The organism is Streptomyces diversicolor (genome assembly GCF_057537855.1).
Window position 1 is genome coordinate 1 of sequence record NZ_BAAJXA010000028.1, and the last position, 17741, is coordinate 17741.

Annotated in this window: 16 protein-coding genes; 3 read left to right on the forward strand and 13 right to left on the reverse strand. The window is 71.6% G+C overall.

Annotation, left to right across the window (positions count from 1 at the left end):
* The 3 genes from AC27LF_RS29300 to AC27LF_RS29310 form a co-directional block, all read right to left on the reverse strand.
* A partial coding sequence (locus tag AC27LF_RS29300) for an enoyl-CoA hydratase/isomerase family protein (RefSeq protein ID WP_479664211.1) occupies positions 1-805 on the reverse strand: 805 nt, incomplete at its 3' end.
* The gene (locus AC27LF_RS29305; protein WP_479664212.1) at positions 802-1941 is read right to left on the reverse strand and encodes a carbohydrate ABC transporter substrate-binding protein; all 1140 of its coding nucleotides are present in this window, start codon (positions 1939-1941) and stop codon (positions 802-804) included. The genes AC27LF_RS29305 and AC27LF_RS29300, both read right to left, overlap by 4 nt.
* A complete protein-coding gene (locus AC27LF_RS29310) occupies positions 1938-3149 on the reverse strand; it encodes a CaiB/BaiF CoA transferase family protein (protein ID WP_479664213.1) in 1212 nt (403 codons plus the stop codon). The genes AC27LF_RS29305 and AC27LF_RS29310 overlap by 4 nt, the downstream gene beginning before the upstream one ends.
* A gap of 276 nt (positions 3150-3425) precedes the next feature.
* Here AC27LF_RS29310 and AC27LF_RS29315 point away from each other — a divergent pair, with 276 nt between their 5' ends.
* Positions 3426-4598 carry a fumarylacetoacetate hydrolase family protein gene (locus tag AC27LF_RS29315; protein WP_479664214.1) on the forward strand — a complete coding sequence of 391 codons (1173 nt, stop codon included), beginning with the start codon at positions 3426-3428 and terminating at the stop codon, positions 4596-4598.
* A gap of 20 nt (positions 4599-4618) precedes the next feature.
* Positions 4619-5659, forward strand: coding sequence for a LacI family DNA-binding transcriptional regulator (locus tag AC27LF_RS29320; protein ID WP_479664215.1), 1041 nt, complete (start codon positions 4619-4621; stop codon positions 5657-5659).
* A 62-nt stretch (positions 5660-5721) separates the two neighbouring features.
* On the opposite strand, the gene AC27LF_RS29325 is transcribed toward AC27LF_RS29320, so the two are convergent.
* Together AC27LF_RS29325 and AC27LF_RS29330 are read right to left on the reverse strand one after the other, a co-directional pair.
* Positions 5722-6387, reverse strand: coding sequence for a ThuA domain-containing protein (locus AC27LF_RS29325; RefSeq protein ID WP_479664216.1), 666 nt, complete (start codon positions 6385-6387; stop codon positions 5722-5724).
* A 43-nt stretch (positions 6388-6430) separates the two neighbouring features.
* Positions 6431-6601 carry a hypothetical protein gene (locus AC27LF_RS29330; RefSeq protein ID WP_479664217.1) on the reverse strand — a complete coding sequence of 57 codons (171 nt, stop codon included), beginning with the start codon at positions 6599-6601 and terminating at the stop codon, positions 6431-6433.
* Between the two features lie 177 nt (positions 6602-6778).
* Here AC27LF_RS29330 and AC27LF_RS29335 point away from each other — a divergent pair, with 177 nt between their 5' ends.
* Complete coding sequence (locus AC27LF_RS29335) at positions 6779-7528, forward strand: FadR/GntR family transcriptional regulator (RefSeq protein ID WP_479664218.1); 750 nt, start codon at positions 6779-6781, stop codon at positions 7526-7528.
* Positions 7529-7596: 68 nt separating this feature from the next.
* Here the strand turns inward: AC27LF_RS29335 and AC27LF_RS29340 are convergent, their stop codons facing one another.
* The 8 genes from AC27LF_RS29340 to AC27LF_RS29375 form a co-directional block, all read right to left on the reverse strand.
* Positions 7597-10236: a right-handed parallel beta-helix repeat-containing protein gene (locus tag AC27LF_RS29340; RefSeq protein WP_479664219.1), complete on the reverse strand. Its 2640-nt coding sequence runs from the start codon at positions 10234-10236 to the stop codon at positions 7597-7599.
* 117 nt (positions 10237-10353) lie between these two features.
* Entirely contained in the window at positions 10354-11145 is a 792-nt protein-coding gene (locus tag AC27LF_RS29345) for an SDR family NAD(P)-dependent oxidoreductase (RefSeq protein WP_479664220.1), read from the reverse strand.
* Between the two features lie 119 nt (positions 11146-11264).
* Positions 11265-12107, reverse strand: coding sequence for a carbohydrate ABC transporter permease (locus AC27LF_RS29350; RefSeq protein ID WP_479664221.1), 843 nt, complete (start codon positions 12105-12107; stop codon positions 11265-11267).
* The gene (locus tag AC27LF_RS29355; RefSeq protein WP_479664222.1) at positions 12104-13015 is read right to left on the reverse strand and encodes a carbohydrate ABC transporter permease; all 912 of its coding nucleotides are present in this window, start codon (positions 13013-13015) and stop codon (positions 12104-12106) included. The genes AC27LF_RS29350 and AC27LF_RS29355 overlap by 4 nt, the downstream gene beginning before the upstream one ends.
* A 3-nt stretch (positions 13016-13018) precedes the next feature.
* A complete protein-coding gene (locus AC27LF_RS29360) occupies positions 13019-14293 on the reverse strand; it encodes an ABC transporter substrate-binding protein (protein ID WP_479664223.1) in 1275 nt (424 codons plus the stop codon).
* Between the two features lie 55 nt (positions 14294-14348).
* A complete protein-coding gene (locus tag AC27LF_RS29365) occupies positions 14349-15794 on the reverse strand; it encodes a hypothetical protein (protein WP_479664224.1) in 1446 nt (481 codons plus the stop codon).
* Between the two features lie 20 nt (positions 15795-15814).
* Entirely contained in the window at positions 15815-16699 is an 885-nt protein-coding gene (locus AC27LF_RS29370; RefSeq protein WP_479664225.1) for an amidohydrolase family protein, read from the reverse strand.
* Positions 16696-17736, reverse strand: a complete 1041-nt coding sequence (locus tag AC27LF_RS29375; RefSeq protein ID WP_479664226.1) for an aldo/keto reductase — start codon at positions 17734-17736, stop codon at positions 16696-16698. The genes AC27LF_RS29370 and AC27LF_RS29375 overlap by 4 nt, the downstream gene beginning before the upstream one ends.
* Positions 17737-17741: the final 5 nt, after the last annotated feature.

Consider the following 17741-nt stretch of genomic DNA (forward strand, 5'->3'; position numbering starts at 1 on the left):
AGCGCTTGCGGAAGACGGGGCTGCGCTTCTCGGCGAACGCGCGGCGGCCCTCCGCGGCGTCCTCGGTGGCGAAGCAGATGGTCTGCAGGTCGCGCTCGTAGGCGAGCGCCTGGTCCTCGGGCAGATTCCCGGCGGCGCGCAGGTTGATCTTCGCGGTCTCGGCCGCCACGGGGGCGCGGGAGGCGATCACGGCGGCGAGGGCGCGGGCCCGGTCGAGCAGCCCGGCGCGGGGCACGACCTCGCTCACCAGGTGCCAGTCCCATGCTCTTTTCGCGTCGATGCGTTCGCCGGTGAGCAGCATCAGCGCCGCGTTGCCCGGCCCGGCCGCGCGGCTGAGGGAGGCGGCCATGCCACCGCCTCCGATCCAGCCGAGCGTGATCTCCGGCGCCCCGAAGGACGCCGTGTCCGCGGCGAGCCGGATGTCACAGGAGAGCGCGGTCTCCAGTCCTCCGCCCAGTGCGTAGCCGCCGACCGCGGCGACGGTGGGCGTGCGGGCGGCGCGGATGGCGTCGCAGTAGTCGACGCGGTTGCGGAAGTCCCACGGGGTGGCGTACTGGTCGAGTGCGCCGATGTCCGAGCCGACGCTGAAGGAGCGCTCTCCGGCGCCGGTGACGACCACGGCCCGGACGTCGTCCGTGGTGTCGCACCACTCGATCGCCCGCACCAGCGCACGGGACATCTCGGGGGTGACGGCGTTGAGTTTGGCGGGCCGGTTCAGGGTCAGGGTGGCGACGCGGTCCGAGACGTCCAGCAGGACGTGCTCGGTGCCGAGTCCGGGCGGCTTGAGGGGGCCGGTGTCGGTCATGACTGTCGTTCCTTCGGGGTCCGGCTCGTCCGGTACAGGATGCGCATCCGGGCGAGCGCTTCACGGTGGTCGGTCTCGCCGGCGAGCGCGGCGCGCACGGCGGCCGACGCGGCGCTCTGGAAGCCGATGTAGCCGGCGTGCCGGGGGCGCACCCAGGCCCGCTCGCAGGTGGCGGCGGTGCGTCGGTAGAAGTCGGCGGCCACGGTTTCGGGGGAGGTCCAGGCGGTGCGGGCGCTTGGCTGTCCGCTGTGCCGGGGCAGGAAGTCGCCCTGTGCCTCAGGGGACATCAGCCAGCGCAGGTGGGCGAGGAGTTCGGGGGACGGCGTGCAGCGGGCGCTGAGCGCGATTCCCGTGCCGCCGAGCGTGGAGCCCGGGCGCCCGCCCGCCGTCACGCTGGGGGCGTCGGTGAAGGTCAGGCGGTCGGCGTAGGTGACGTAGCCGTACACCAGCGGACAGTGTGCCAGCCGGTCCGTGGCGGCCATGAGGTCCAGCAACCCGATCGGGTTGAGTGTGCGCGTTTCGGGTGGGGCGAGGGCGTCGAGGGCGGCCATCAGGTCGAGGACCGCGAGCCCCGTGACCTCGCCGATCAGCTCGTCGGGGTCGGTGGCCGGCTCCTCTCCCATGGCGACCGCGACGGAGGCGAAGGTGAGGAAGGCGTGCGGCCCGGCGAGGGACAGGGCCACGGGGGCCCGGTGGGCCAGGCCGCGGACCTCGTCCCAGCTGCGGGGCGCCGCGCCGACGAGGTCGGTCCGAGTCGCCGCGACCTGGGTGGCGGCGTCCAGCGGCAGCGCCCACTGACAGCCGTCCATGGCGTACGACCGCATGGTGGGGCCGATGGAGTCGGCACCCCAGCGGGCCAGTTCCTCCGGGGTGAACAGGTCGTCGAGCGGCCGCAGGCATCTGGTGTGCAGAGCCTCGCCGAGGTGGGGGTGGTCGAGGACGACGAGGTCGTAGCGGGCGCACACCTCGTCGATCGGGTGGGACTCGAAGCCCTCAAGCGGCTGTACGTCCCAGTGGACGAGGCCACCCGCGGACGCGGCGAGGGCGTCGTACCCGCGGGGGTGGTCCCACGTCAGTCCGGTGTACGCGGGTTCGGTGTGCGTGGGTCCGGTGTGCGTCGGTCGGGTCTGCGTCATGAGGTCGTCTCCGCCACGGCGCCGGTGGCGAACAGTTCCTCGATCTCCCCTTCCGCGAGGCCCGCTTCGGTCAGTACCTCGCGGGTGTGCTCCCCGACGAGCGGGGCGCCGCGGTCGATGCGGGGCGGGGTGGCGGAGAACTTGTAGGGGAAGCCGGGCACGGTCACGCGCCCCTCGGTGGGATGGTCGTAGGTGACGAAGGTGCCGTTGTGGCGGATCTGCGGGTCCTGGACCAGGTCGGCGTAGCCGTAGACGGGGCCCGCCCAGATGCCGGCGGCGGCGAAGGCGTCGAGCCAGTGCCGCGAGGGCCGGGTCAGCAGCCGGGCGGCGGTTCGGGCGAAGATCTCGTCCCGGTGTGTCCAGCCGTGCTCCTCGTCCTCCATGGACCGGAAGGTGTCCTCGCCGAGGATCTCGCCGAGCTTCTTCAACGGGGGGAAGGCGAGGACGAGATAGCCGTCGGAGGTCTGGAAGGCGCCGTAGGGCGAGCGGATGTAGACATGGGCGTGCGGCTCGGCGGAGCGGGTCTGGGGCAGCCCGCCGACGGTGTGGACCGAGAGTTCCTGCATCTGGAGGGTGGTGACGGCGTCCAGCATGTTCACCGTCACCAGCTGGCCCTCGCCGGTGCGTTCGCGGTGCAGCAGCGCGGCGAGCACACCCTCGAACGCGGTGGAGGCGGTGACGGCGTCGACGAGGTACTGGCCCGCCGCCCGCGGTGCCTCGCCCGAGCGGCCGCTGGACAGCATGGCCCCCGACATCGCCTGGAGCAGCAGGTCCTGGCCCGGGCGCTGGGCGTAGGGGCCGTCCTCGCCGTACCCGGAGATGGAGACGTAGACGAGGGAGGGGTTGATCGCGGCCAGGGAGGCGTAGTCGACGCCGAGCCGGTCGGCGACGCCTGGTCGGTAGTTCTGGAGGAAGACGTCGGCGCCGGCGACGAGGCGGCGCAGGACCTCCTTGCCCGCCGGGTCCTTGAGGTCGACGGCGAGGGATCGCTTGTTGCGGTTCAGGGAGAGGAAGGAGACGTTGATCCGGTTGCCCGCCGCCCCGCCGGCCGCGGCGTGGCGCTGCCACTCCCCGGTGACCGGTTCGACTTTTACGACGTCGGCGCCGAGGTCGCCGAGGCGCTGGGCGGCGAACGGGCCGGCCATGGCGATGGAACAGTCGAGGACCCGGTACCCGGCCAGGACGCCGGGTCTGTCACGCGAGGTCATGGGGCTCCGTAAGTTGTTGGGCGGCGGGCGGCGGGCGGCCCGGCGCGGATGGGGGCGCCGGTCGAGGCGGGAGGGGACCGCAGGAGAGGACGTGCGGGCCGTCGTGCGACGCCGCCGCGTCCGTGCGCGCGGCGATCACCGCCCAGACCCTGTTGTTAGCGCTATCGGCAGCGCTAACATGCACGCTAAGCGGGCGTCGCTCGCAGTGTCAACGCCCCTGCCCTGACCCCATCGCCCCCTCCCGGAGGAGGCCGGGGCAGCCACGAAAGGAACCCGATGAACCAGTGGCCGGACGCCGAGACCACGCTGCCCGCCGACGGCACCGCGGGCGCGCTCGTGGGCCGGGCCTGGCGTCCCGGGCTCGGGCCGTCCGTCGTGGCGGTCCGCGAGGACGGTCTGCACGACGTCACCGCGGCCTTCCCGACCGTGCGCGACCTGTGCGAGACGCCGGACCCCGCCGCACTCCTGCGTGTTGCCCGCGGCGAGCGGATCGCCGGACTCGGCGAGGTACTGGCCAACACGCCCGTCGACGCCCGGGACCCGGGCCGGCCGTGGCTGCTCGCGCCGGTGGACCTGCAGGCCGTGAAGGCCGCCGGAGTCACCTTCGTGGTCTCGATGCTGGAGCGGGTGATCGAGGAACGCGTCCGCGGTGACGCCGCCGGTGCCGCCGAGGTCCGGGAACGGATCCGCCGGCTCGTCGGCGACGACATCGCTTCCCTGCGGCCCGGCTCGGACGAGGCCGCCGCGCTCAAGGAGATCCTGGTCGCGCAGGGGGCGTGGAGCCAGTACCTGGAGGTCGGCATCGGCCCCGACGCCGAGATCTTCACCAAGGCGCCCGTGCTGGCCGCCGTGGGCAGCGGCGCCGACGCCGGGGTGCACGCCGGCTCGCGCTGGAACAACCCGGAGCCGGAGGTGGTGCTGGCCGTCTCCTCCACCGGGGCCGTGGTCGGCGCGACACTCGGCAACGACGTCAATCTCCGTGACGTGGAGGGCCGTTCCGCGCTGCTGCTGCCGCAGGCCAAGGACAACAACGCCTCGGCCGCCCTCGGCCCGTTCCTGCGGCTGTTCGAACCGGGCTTCGGCATCGACGACGTACGGCGGGCCACGGTGACCCTGACCGTCGAGGGCGCCGACGGGTACCGGCTGGACGCCGAGTCCTCGATGGCCGCCATCAGCCGCGACCCCCTGGACCTCGTGGCGCAGTTGCTGGGTCCGCACCACCAGTACCCCGACGGCGCCGTGCTCTACCTCGGCACGATGTTCGCGCCCGTGGAGGACCGCGACGCGCCCGGACAGGGGTTCACGCATCACGACGGCGACCTGGTCGCCATCGCCACGCCGAAGCTCGGCACGCTCGTCAACCGGATCCGGCCGAGCGACGCGTGCGTGCCGTGGACGTTCGGCATCGCTGATCTGATGCGGGCGCTGGTCGCGCGGGGAGCACTGTGACGCCCGCTATCGTTTCCGGCGTGACCCAGCCGCCGCCCCGTCCCCGCAAGCGATCCGCGACCCGTTCGGTGACCCTCTCCGACGTGGCGGCGGCCGCCGGGGTGTCGGCCCAGACGGTCTCCCGGGTCGTCCGCGACCCCCTGTCGGTGTCCGACGAGACACGCGCGCGGGTCCAGGCGGCCCTCACGGCAACCGGCTACGTGCCCAACCTGGCCGCCAGCAACCTGGCGTCGAACCGCAGCCGCACCGTCGCCGCCCTGGTGCCGCAGATCAACGCGTCGGTCTTCGCCGACACCGTGCACGCCTTCTCCACGGCACTGGCGGCCCACGGCTACCAGATCTTCGTCGGCACCACCGACTACCGGCCCGAGCACGAGGAGGAGGTGCTGCGCAGCTTCCTGGGCCGGCGGCCGGACGGACTGCTCATGGTGGGGACCCGCCACACCCCGGGCACGCTGACGCTGCTCGGGGCGGCCGGAGTGCCGGTCGTGGAGACCTGGGGCTGGTCCGAGGACCCGGTGGACCTGCTCGTCGGATTCTCCAACGCGGCGGCGGCAGCGGCGATGGTGGGCCACCTCGTCGAGCGCGGCCGGCGGCGGATCACCTTCGCCGGTCGGCACACCTCGGGCGACCCCCGGGCCGCGGAACGCCTCGACGGCTACACCGGTGCCGTCCGGGAACTGCTGGGCAGCGAACCGCGCACCGTGGACGCCGGTCCCGAGCCGGTCACCATGGACACGGGTGTCGCCCTGCTGGACCTGGCACTGGAGCGCCACCCGGACTCCGACGCCGTGATGTTCTCCAGCGACGTCTTCGCCGCCGGCGCCCTCCAGACCTGCGTACGGCGCGGCATCGACGTGCCCGGCACGCTCGCCCTGGCCGGCTTCGGCGACTTCGAACTCGCCCGGCACCTGGTCCCGGCGCTGACCACGGTGGCCGTACCCAGCGCGCGGATCGGGGAGTTGAGCGCCGAGCTGCTGCTCACGCGGATGCGCGGTGCCCCGGTCGACGTCCCCCACCGGGACGTCGGGTACCGGGTCGTCGCGCGCGAGAGCACCTGACACGCGGCGGGCACCGGCCCGGCGCGGGCGGGAGCGCCGGACGGCCCGGACACCCCCGGGTGTCACGCGCGCGCCGCCCACACGAGCCCGCGGGCGACGATCGCCGCCGTCTGCGGCACCCGGAGGTCCGCGACGCGGTGTCCGAGGGTGCAGACGAAGACCCGCCCCGCTCCCCAGCGGCGCGTCCACACCACGGGGAACTCGACGGGGCCGTCCCACGGATCGGCCGCGCCCGGGGTGAGCACGGACGTGGCCAGGACGGTGTTGAGGGAGTCCGTGAGCACCCAGTAGTGCTCGGTCGTGACGTCGTAGTCCGTGATGCCCTCGGTGATCTCGCCGTCCCGGTCCGGCGTGGCGGCGATCCGCACGGTGAACTCCTGGAAGCCGTGCGGGTGCCACAGGAAGCGGCCACCGACCATCCGCAGGTAGCGGGGGTTGGCGACGTTCGTGGCGACCACGCCCCCGTGCCAGCCGGCGAAGCCGGTGCCGGCCTCGACCGCGTCGACCAGGTTCGCCTCCTGGGCCGCCGTCAGCCCGCCCGCCGACCACGAGTGCACGACGAGGTCGGTCGCGGCGAGCAGCCCCGGGTCCTCGTACACCGACAGGTCCTCGGCGACCGCGACCTCGAACCCCGCGCGCTCCAGTCCGGGCAGCACCGCCTCGGTGCAGCCGACCGGGTCGTGGCCCTCCCACCCGCCCCGGACCACCAGGGCCTTTCGCGTCCTCATGTCCCGCTCCCCCTCACGTCCTCAGTGCGTCCTCGATGCGTTCTCATCGCGCCTGCGGTGCGAGTCCGAGGCCCACGCCGGTGACGCCCTCGTCGGTCTCCAGCAGCAGGACCGGCACCTCGGTGACGCCGGCGGTGACGACGCCGTTGACGTCGCCCACCCGTCGTCCCCACTCGTGAACCGTGGCAAGGGACCGGTATCCGGTGCTGCGCATCGCGCTTCTCCTCGGTCTGCGCGCGGCGCCCGCGCGGCGCCCGCTCCCGGACGGCGCGTCCCACGGTAAGTCGTAACTTGTAATACGAATGATGACCTTAGCACGTTCGGCTAACCTTGGGTCATTGGACAGCGGGGGCCGGGCGAACCTGCACGAACATTGGGAGTCTCTGACCAGATGATCAAGCCATCCGCGGACACCACTGCCGTGTCCCGCCCTCAACGACGCCGGCCGCCGCTCGCTGCGGCCGTCGTCCAGAGCCTCGCGACGGCCATCGTGCTCGGTGAGTACCCGCCGGGCACGGCGCTGCCGTCGGCGGGTGACCTCTGCGAGGAGTTCGAGGTGAGCCGGACCGTGATCCGGGAGGCGACGACGACGCTCGCCGAGAAGGGACTGGTGGCGACCCGTCAGGGCTGGGGGACCGTCGTCCTGGGCCAGGACCAGTGGAGCCTGCTCGACCCGCTGGTCCTCGACGCGCTGTTCCAGCGCAAGGACCGTCTGGTCTACCTGGACAACCTGATCGAGATCAGGACCACCCTGGAGTGCGCGATGGCCGCCCGTGCCGCCGGGCGCATCGACGAGGAGCAGTCGGCGGCGCTCTCGGCCAAGCTCGACGAACTCGCGGGCCTGATCGACGATCCCGAGGCCTACTCGCGCTCGGACATCGAGTTCCACGAGATCATCCACCGCGCCTCCCAGGACGCGTTCGGACGGGCCATCGTCTCCAGCATCCAGGGCAAGGCCGTGCGCTCGCCGCAGTACAGCGGGAACCCGACACGTGAGGACATCGAGCTGACGCACGAGGCGCACGCCCGGGTCGCGGCCGCGGTGCTCGCGGGGGACGGCGACGCGGCAGCCGAGGCGATGCGCGAGCACATCACGTCGTCGTGGGCCCGCCGCCGTCCGGCCGAGGTGCCGGAGGCGTAGGGCGCCACGACGAGGCGGCCGAGGCGCCCGTCGCCCGACGGACCCCTCGGCCGCGCGGCAGGCCGTGCTCAGCCGGTCACGGCCGGCCGATTCCCTCCGCGCTGACATGCCGGTTCCACTCCGCGACCCACGCGGCCCCGTACGACTCGGCCACCGCACCGGAGCCGGAGAACTTCAGCGTGTCGAGGTCCAGGCCCGTCTCCGCCACCGAAGTGGCCTCCACCGACCGGGTGTTGACCTTGTCGCTCCAGCGCGACAGCTTGTACTCCGCCGCGGGTTCCGTGAACGCCGCGGTCGTCTCCACGAATCCCGAGCCACCCCCGACGACCACCGCGTGGTCGATCTCCACACCGGACGGCACGTAGAGCGAGTCGGCGTCGTCCCACACCGTCGCCCGACTGCAGCCGTTCGTGCCCGCCGTCGAGTAGTCGGCCGCCGTGCAGTCCCGGCCCGTCGCGGTCACCCCTCGGCACGTACCACCGCTCGACCTGCGGGTACACGATCGGCCTCCCGTCGGAGTACATCGCCTCCCCGCTCGTGTAGTGCTCGTGCCAGGCCGCCACGGTCTCGGGCGTAGCGCTGTACTTCTCGCCCTCACGGACGTCGAGGAACGCGTTGAACCTGCTCTGCAGCACCCAGCTGTTGTCCAGCGGCAGCCGCCTCTCGCCCTTCTTGTGGTAGATGCCGCCGTGGCCCACGTGCTTCACCCCGATGAACACGTTGTCGTTCGCGGTGTTGCTGTGCCCGGAGTTGAGGTTGACGCCGGAGTTCGAGCCGTTCACCACGTTGTGGTGGAAGCGCACACCGGACGCGCCGTCGTCCATGTACAGCGCGTCGTTGGAACCGCCGATCTTCTCGAAGTGGTTGTACGCGATCTCGTTGCCCAGGTACGTGAAGTCCCGGCCCGCGTAGACCGCCCCCATGTCCCCGGCGTTCTTCACCACGTCGTAGAAGTGGTTGTGGTTGACCCGCATGTCGTTGCCCATGATCTGCACGGCCATGTGCGGTGTGTCGTGGACGTAGTTGTACTCGAAGGAGTTGCCGACCCCGTACAGGTAGCCGGCCGGCGTGTAGGTGGCCAGCTTCGAGAAACGCGCGATCTCGTTGTGACGGGCGACGTTGTTCCCCCGTTCCAGCGTGGCCCGGTCGCCGCCGCCGAGCAGGACCCCGCCGCCGCCCAGGTCGTGGAGGTAGGAGTTCTGCACGACGTTGTCGTGGCCGCCGCGCAGGGTCTCGTAGTCGGGCATGCTCGTGATGGTGTCGGTCGTCCGCCCGATGCGGATCGCGTCCATGCTCACGTTGGAGATGTCGACGGCGTCGATGAGCGTTCCCACGGCGTCGAGGAGCTGCACGCCGCTGACGAGCGACCCGGTCATGGCCAGGCCCCGCAGGGTCACGCCCCGCACCCCGTCGAGCAGGAAGAAGTTCTTGTCGAAGGTCTGGAGCGTGGTGTCCTTGCCCTCGATCGTCCCGCCCTCGGGCCGGTAGTACAGGACGTCGTTGTTGTCGTAGCGGTCGATGTAGTACTCACCGGCCGTGTCCATCTCCGAGAGGACGTTGAGGACCTTGACCTTGGTCCACGCGTCCTGCGGAATGTACATCGACGGGTACTTGGTGTAGATCCGGTCGTCGCTCCACGACAGGATCCGCACCATGTCGTTGGCGTAGTTGTTGCCGAAGTACCCCGAAAGCCAGCCCTCGGTTTCGGCCTTGGTGTTGTCGATGTGCTCGATCCACCGCGGGTCGAGCTGCACCGGGACGTCGGTGTACTCGCCGAAGCCACGGGTGCCGAGGTCGTCCACCGTCGGAACCGCCTCGGGCGCCCAGCTCTTGTAGCGGTCATCGGCCAGCGCACGGCCCCCGACCGTGAAGATCTGCGGTGTCATGCGCCGCATCTCCTTGGGCGACCAGGTGTCGCGCTGCTCCGGGTCCTCAAGCTGCTGCTTCTTGTCCTCGAACTGGGCCCGCGGGGTCGTGCCGGAGGAGTTCCAGTCGTCCTGGCGGCCGAAGCGGGCGTCGAGGTCCACGTTCATGAGGTCCCGGGGGCCCTCGGCCTTCCACTTGTCGCCCGTACCCCACAGGTGACAGTCGGTCTCGGTCGTGGCGCAGGAGTTGCCGTCGGGGTACTCGGCCAGGACCTGGGTGTCACCGCCGACGACGAGCTCGGGAGCGAAGGGTTCCTGTACCCAGTTGAAGCCGTTCTTGTACAGGGTGCCCGGGTCGATGCCCTGGGCGCCGAGGTCGTAGACCCATACGCCCGCACGCAGCTCGGGGGTGTTCAGACGGGTGTGGGAGGAGTACTGCGGCTGGGTGAGGGTCTTCTCGGAGAGGTCGGTGAGCTTCTTCCATCCCTCGGCGGGCAGCTCGTGCGACCCGGTGATCGTCACCTTCTCGTTCCGGTAGGCCGCGTAGGTGACCCAGGAGTTCGCGGCGCCCTTCAACTCGACTGTGTCGTCGAGGACATAGGTGCCGCCCCGGATCAGCACCGTGCCGCGGGCCTTGGCCGAGGTGTGGCCGGCGAGTGCGTCCCGGGCCGCCGTGATGGTCCGGAACGGGTCCTTCCTGCCGCCGCTGTTGGTGTCGTCCCCGTCGGTGGCGGAGACGTAGACCGTCAGCTTCCCGGGAGCGGTCCAGGGGCCGGCCGCGGCGGCGGCCCCGGCAGCCGGTCCACCGACGCCCGCCGTCAGCGCCAGGGCGACCGCGGCCATCGGTGTGCGCGACGGTCGTCGCCGAGTTCTCAGCATGGAGGTTGCCCTTTCGTCGGTTCTCATGTGACTGGCGTGGGGGGTGCGATGCACGGACGGGGCCGGTGCGCGGTGCCCCGGTCAGCCGCCCTCGGGGCGCAGCCGCAGACCCTGCATGCCGCCGTCGACGGCGAGGGCCGTGCCGGTGACGGACGCCGCCGCCGGGGACGCCAGGTAGACGATGGCCGCGGCGACCTCCTCGGCGCTCACCAGACGCCCGGTCGGCTGGCGGGCGTTGAGCGCGGTGCGCTCGGCCCCCGGGTCGTCGGCGCTCGACAGCAGGCGGTCTATCCACGGGGTGTCCGCCGTGCCCGGGTTGACGCAGTTCACCCGTATGCCCTCACGGATGTGGTCGGCGGCCATGGCGAGGGTCAGGGACTGCACGGCGCCCTTGCTCGCGCTGTACAGCGCCCGCTGGGGCAGCCCCGCGGTCGCCGCGACCGAGCAGGTGTTGACCACCACCGCGTGACGGGAGGCACGCAGGTGGGGCAGCGCGGCCCGGGTGGTCCGCACGACGCCGAGGACGTTGACGTCCAGGACGTGCCGCCACTCGGCGTCGTCGTTGTCCGCGACCGTCCCCTGGGCGCCGATGCCCGCGTTGTTCACCAGGATGTCCAGGCCGCCCAGGAGGTCCACCGCCCGGGCGACGCCGGCCCGGACCGAGGCGTCGTCGGTGACGTCGCAGCGGACGGGGAGCAGGGCCTCGCGGTCGGTGGCCGGCAGGGCGTTGGGGGCGAGGTCGAGGACGGCGACCCGGGCGCCGCGGCGGGCCAGGAGCCTGGCGGTGGCGAGCCCGATCCCCGACGCGCCGCCCGTGACGACGGCCGCCAGACCGTCGAGTTCGGGGGACGGGGGAGAGGGAGTGTGCGGCATGACGGTGTTCCTTCGCGTGGGGTGGTGGTCAGTCCAGGTGGAACAGTTCCTCGCCGGTGCCCGTGCCGGGCCCGCCGCACCGGGAAGTGATCCGTTTCGCGAAGAGGTGCGGCGGGGGACTAGCCCTTGACCGCCCCCGCCGCGAGCCCGCTCATGATGTGCCGCTGCATCACCATGAAGATCACCAGGATCGGGATCACCGCGAGCAGCAGGGTCGGGAACACCTTGGTGTAGTCCGTGGAGTACTGACCGACGGCCGCGTACACACCCGTGGTGACGGTGTAGACGCCGCTGCCGGGACCGAGGATCATCTGCGGGCTGGCGAAGTCGTTCCAGACGCTGAGCGAGTTGAGGATGAAGACCGTGGCGATGATCGGCCGCATCAACGGCAGGACGATCCGCCAGAGCGTGTAGTACCGGCCGGCCCCGTCGATGGCCGCGGCCTCGTCCAGCGACCTGGGCAGCACCCGGATGTAGCCGAAGAAGACGAACAGCGTGAACGGAATGGTGGTCGCCGTCATGAACAGGATGAGCCCCGGCAGCGTCCCCATCAGACCGATCGCACGCAGCACGAAGATGACCGGCACCAGGATGACCTGGGTGGGGATGAACATGCCCGCGATGAAGAAGAACAGCAGCAGCCGCGCGATCAGCTTCGGCGTGCGGGCCAGCACGTACGCCGCGGGCGCGCACACCGCCATGGCGAGGGCGTTCACGCAGAGCACCAGCGCGATGGTGACGCCGTAGCCCTTCAGGATGCTGAAGTCCGGGTTGTTCCAGGCGTCCGCGAGGTACCGGAAGGTCGCCGTGCCGAAGCTCGGCGAGAACGGGTCGGCGAGGATCTCCTGCTGGCTCTTGAAGGCGTTGACCACCAGGAGGTACATCGGCACGAGCATGCCGAGGGACACCAGGGAGACGAACGCGACCCGGACGGTGGCGGCCGAGGTGAGTGTTTTCTTCATCCGATGGACTCCGCGTCGTCCTCGGCGCGCCTGCGCAGGACGAGGACTGTGATGGCCAGGACCGCGGCGGCGACGATCAGCAGCACGGCCTGGGCCGAGGCGACGCCGATGTCCCGCTGCGGGAAGGAGACTGCGAGGATCGAGTAGGCGAGGGTCTTGGTGGATCCCGCAGGACCGCCCCCGGTCAGCGACACGACCACGTCGTACGTCTTCAGCAGCGAGATGCCCGAGGTGATGACGGCGACCGTCACGGTGGACGCCAGGGAGGGCCAGGTGACGGCACGGAAGGTCTGCCACCTGCTCGCGCCGTCGATCCGCGCCGCCTCCAGCAGATCCGCCGGCACCGCCTGCAGACCCGCCAGATAGAGGACCAGCTGGACGCCGAAGAGCGACCAGACGATGACGAGGATCATCGACCACAGGGCCCAGTCGGGATCGCTGAGGAAGGGCAGGCTGTCGGTGCCGACCTTCTCCAGCATGGTGTTGACCACGCCCTGCGGGCCGAGGACGGCCTGCCACAGGAAGCCCACGACCAGCGCGCTGAGCACGTGCGGGTAGAACATGACCACCCGGCCGAAGGTGTTGAACCGGTTGGTGCGCCGCAGCAGCAGCGCGAGAGAGAGCGCGGCCAGGTTGACCGCGACCGCGCCCACCACGGCCACTACGGCGGTGACCACCATGGTGCCGGTGATGTCGTCGGACTCGAACATGGTCCTGTAGTTGTCCAGTCCGACGAACTCGGGGGCACGATGGGGGAATCCGTTGTACTCGGTGAAGCTGTAGTAGATCGCGTAGATCACCGGTACGACCAGCAGGGCGACGTAGATGAGCACCGCGGGGACGACCATGCTGACGCGGGCGCCCAGGTCGCGCCATCCCCGCGGCTTGGAGACTGATGTCCGTTCCATGGGTCAGCGGTTCTCGTCGACCCACTGGTCGATGCTCTTGGCGGCGTCCGCCGGGCCCGCCCCGGTGTAGAGGCTCTGCGCGACCTCGGTGAACTTCGGGTTGAAGCCGGTGACGGGCAGCCGGACGTTGCCCTGGCCCTCGCCCACGGCGACCAGTGCCGGGGCGTCGTCGAGGATGCCCTGGATCTGCGCGTCGACCTTCGACTGCTTCGGCTCGGAGCCCTTGCGGAACACTCCGTCCGAGCCGAGCTGCGCCTCGATGGCCTTGGCGTCGGTGACCAGGTACTCCACCAGCTGCTTGGCGCCGTCCTCGTCGCCGATGCCCTTGCGGATCATGTAGGGGTTGGCCATGGTGGCGCCCTGCGGACCCGGGTACGCCTGGCCGTCCGCGGCCGGCGGGGAGAACACACCCACCTCGAAGGGCAGGTCCCCGGCCTTGTTCAGGGTGGCCGCGAACCAGCTGCCGTTGGTGTAGAGGCCCACCTTGCCCGCGGTGAAGTCGGCGTCCGCCTGGGAGGGGCTGAGCCCCACGTCGCTCTTGTCGATGTAGCCGGCCTTGATCCAGTCGGCGTACATCTGGAACGCGGGCTTGTACGCGTCCCCCACCGAGAGCTTCTTGTCAAAGACCGCGGTCTGCCACTTCGGGTGCAGCTGGTTCAGCGTGGGGTGGTAGATCTGCTGGAGCTGGAGACCGGTCTGGAAGTCGCCGGCCGTCTGCATCGGCGTGTAACCGGCCCTCTTCAGGTCGCCGAGGTCCTTGGTCAGCTCGTCCCACGTGGTCGGCGGCTTGCTGATCCCGGCCTTCTCGAAGGCGCTCTTGTTGTAGTAGACCAGCGACTGCGTCTGGGTGCCGACGCCGACCGCGTAGTGCGCGTCGCCCATGGCGTACTCGTCGAACATCGGCGTGCCCTTGGCCCAGGTCTCGCCGCTGAGGTCGATCAGTTCGGGCGCCGTGTCGTCGTCGGGGAAGATCGACTGGATGACGTCGGGCGCGGTGCCGACGGCCAGTTGCTGCGGGAAGGACTCGGCGACGGACTTGCCGGTCGGGCCCTCTATCTTCACCTTCAGGCCGGTCTTGTCCTCGAACGGCTTGACCAGCTTCTCCCAGTAGGCCTGGTTGAGGTTGTCGGTGAGGTTCACCATCATCCGGATCTCGCCGTCCTCGCCCCCCGCCGAGCCGGAGCCCGACGAGCAGGCCGCGACGAGGAGCAGGGGAACCGCAGCGGCAAGCGCGGCACCGCGCGCCTTGCTCCCTTTGTTGGTCGACGTCACTGTCATCTCTTTGTCATCTCTCTTTTCCTCGGTGGGGAAAGCCGGCGGTGTCGTTCGGTGGTCACAGTCGCCCCCGGTAGGGCAGGGGGCCGACGGCCGTGATGTCGGTGGGGGACTCGCCGCGGTCGACGCGGTAGATGCCGTCGTCGGCGACGAAGAACTCGGGGACGTCCGGGTAGCGCAGTTCCTCGGGCAGCGGCTCGCGGTCCGTCCAGGCGAAGAACTCCCGGGCGAAGGTGGCCCGGTCCTTGCGGCCGTACAGATGCAGGTCGCCCGCGGTCAGCGGGCTGCGCACGGACCAGTGGACGCCGGACTCGGCCCAGAGCGCGCGATCGCTGACCAGCACCGACTGCCGCTGGCGCGGCGCGGTCACCCGGTCCCAGAAGTCCTCGTCCGGGCCGTACCGGGCCATCAGGAACAGCAGGTCGTGCGCGTGCCAGGCGGTGCTGGGCGCGATGTCGGCCTCGTTGTGCCAGCCGCTCGCGGAGGCGAAGTAGCCGGCCGGTGTCTGGTAGCGGGCGTAGGTGGCGAGGCAGGCCCGCGTGAACGCCTCCAGCTCGGTGTCCGGGCCCTCGGCCAGTACCTCGTGGATGCCGTACAGGGTCAGCCCCATGCCGGCGATCAGCATCGGCGTGTCCGCCTTCAGGGTGCGCTCGCCCTGCACGTACCAGTAGCGGTGGTAGCGGGTGGCGCCCGTCTCGTCGGTCCAGGCCGAACGGGCCACGTGCCGGCACAACCGCCGCGCCTCGGCGAGCAGTTCCCCATCGCCCTGGGCGCGGTACCCGAGCACCAGGGGCACGATCATGAGCCCGTAGTACTCGGCGGGCTCCAGGATGCCGCCCTCGGTGCGGTCGAGCACGGTGCGGAACGTGCCGGCGCTCTCCGCGTCGGGCACTCCACGGTGATGGAAGAGCCGGATCAACTCCGCCAGGTCCTCGGCGATCTCGTCGGCGTAGGTCTTGTCGTCGCTCAGCTCCGTGTAGAGCTGCTTGACCCAGACCCGGGCGTACTCCTGGTTGCAGGTGCCGTCCTCGCCCGGGCGCCCGCCGCCGTACACCTCGCAGGCGTCCAGGTTGCGCCGTACGGCGGCCAGTACGGCGGCGACCTCCTCGGCCGGCAGCAGGTGACCGGCGTGGCGCACGGCGAGCAGCATGCCGAGGCTGCCGACGGCGTTGTGGATGAGGCCGCTGGTCGCCGACTCGCCGACCTGGAAGCCGATGTGCCGGTACTGCCCGTCGGGCTGCACCTCGGCGCACTGGTGGCGCAGCAGCCGGCGCAGCAGGGCGACGCCCCGCTCGTCCGGCCGCGCGGCAAGTGCCTGGGCCCAGGCGCCGACGGCCGGACCGGCGAATGTGGTGTGCCCACTGGTGAAGTCCAGGAAGGTGGCAGGGTTGGTGCCCCACACGCTGTGGTTGTGGAAGCCGTTGATCGCCCCTTCGTCCGTCACCCAGCTGTGCAGCCAGCCGGCCAGCGCGGCGGTGTCCGGCGTGGTGGTCTGGTGTTCCATGGCGTTCCTTCCGGAGCGGATCACACGGCCGCGTCGTGCGCGGCGTCCAGCAGGGCGGGGTCGAGGCGGTAGAAGCGGGCGGCGGTGTGGCCGAGCACGGCGGCGCGGTCGTCGGGGGCCAGTGGGGCGAGGAGTTCGCACACGGCCTCCCAGGTGCGCGCGTAGCCCCCGGCCAGCACAGAGATCGGCCAGTCGCCGCCGTACATCAGCCGCTCGGGCCCGAACAGCTCCAGCGCGTCCTCGACGAACGGCCGCACCTCGTCGGTGGTCCACGCGTCGAGTGCGCCCGAGGCCGAGTAGAGCCCGGACACCTTGGCGTGGACGCGGGGGTGCTTCGCGGCGGCGGCGATCAGCCGGTGCCACTCGGCCCGCTCCTCGCGGCCGCCGCCGACGGGCGGCTTGCCGAGGTGGTCGACGACCAGGCGCAGGGTGGGGTGCCGGGCCGCCAGCTCGGGCAGGTGGCGCAGTGCGGCGGGCGAGGAGGTCGAGTAGTCGAAGGTGAGGCCGGCCCCGGCGAGCAGCGCGAGGCCCGCGCCGGCGTCGGGGCCGAGGATCCACTCCGGGTCGGACCGCTCGTGGAGCAGGGTGCGTACGCCCACCACGTGCGGGTCGCGGCGGAGCACGGCGAGGCGGGCCCGGGCCCGGTCCGGGTCGTCCAACGGGACCCAGGCGACGACGCCGACGACCTCCGGGTTCCTGGCGGCGGTCGCCAGCATGAGGTCGGTGTCCGCGTGGTTGTCCGCCGCCTGGACGAGGACGGCCGCGGTGACCTGGGCCCTGCGCAGGGCCGGACGGGCGTCCCGGAACCGCATGGCGCGGTCGACGGGCGACAGCGCGGGCCCCAGCCAGTCGTAGGCGGCCCGACCGGGATCCCAGACGTGCAGATGGGTGTCGACGACGGTCATGACCGCTCCCTCGCCGCGGACGGCGCGGACGGCGCGGACGGCGCGGACGGCGCGGACGGTGCGCCGGGGACGTCCGGTACCAGGCCGAGGTCCGCCAGTTCCGCCCAGAGCGCGTCGGGTACGCGGGCCGCGAGCCGCCCGGCGTTCGTACGGGACTGCCGCGCGTCGCGGGCGCCGAGCACCACCGACACGACCGCCGGGTGCCGCAGCGGGTAGGCGATCGCGGCCTCGGGCAGAGTGACGCCGTGTCGCTCGCAGACGTCCGCGAGCGCGGCGGCCCGGGCGATCAGCTCGTGGGGCGCGGGCAGGTAGTCGTAGGTGGCGTCGGCCGGCGGACGGTCGGCCGCCAGCAGGCCGGAGTTGTAGACGGCGGCGGCGACGACGCCGACCCCGCGCTCCTGGGCGAGCGGCAGCAACTCCTTTCGCGCGGACTGGTCGAGCAGGGTGTGGCGCCCGGCCACCATGACCAGGTCGACGTCCGAGCGGCGGACGAACTCGGTCAGCATCGCGGCCTGGTTCATGCCCACGCCCACCGCCTTCACCACTCCCTGGTCGCGCAGTTCGACGAGGGTGTCGACGCCGGTGGTGGCGGCCTGGTGCCAGTGGTCGTCGGGATCGTGCAGGTAGACGATGTCGACGTGGTCGAGCCCGAGCCGGGTCAGGCTGCCCTCCAGGGAGCGCAGGATGCCGTCCCTGGAGAAGTCCCAGTCGCGCCGGAAGGCGGCGGGCACCGCGAAGCCGCCGTCGTCCTGCCGGTGCGCGGTCCGGGGGCTGGGCACCAGGAGTCGGCCCACCTTGGTGGACACGGTGTACTCGGCCCGCGGACGCCGAGCGAGGGCGGCGCCGAGGCGGCGTTCCGACAGCCCGAGTCCGTAGTGCGGGGCGGTGTCGAAGTAGCGGACGCCACTGTCCCAGGCCGCGTCGACGGCTCCCTGGGCGTCCGTATCGCTTGTCTCCCGGGCCAGATTCCCCAACTGGGCGGCTCCCAGGCCCAGTTCGGTCAGCTCCGGACCGCGGGCGAGGGTACGGGAACGCATCGGCC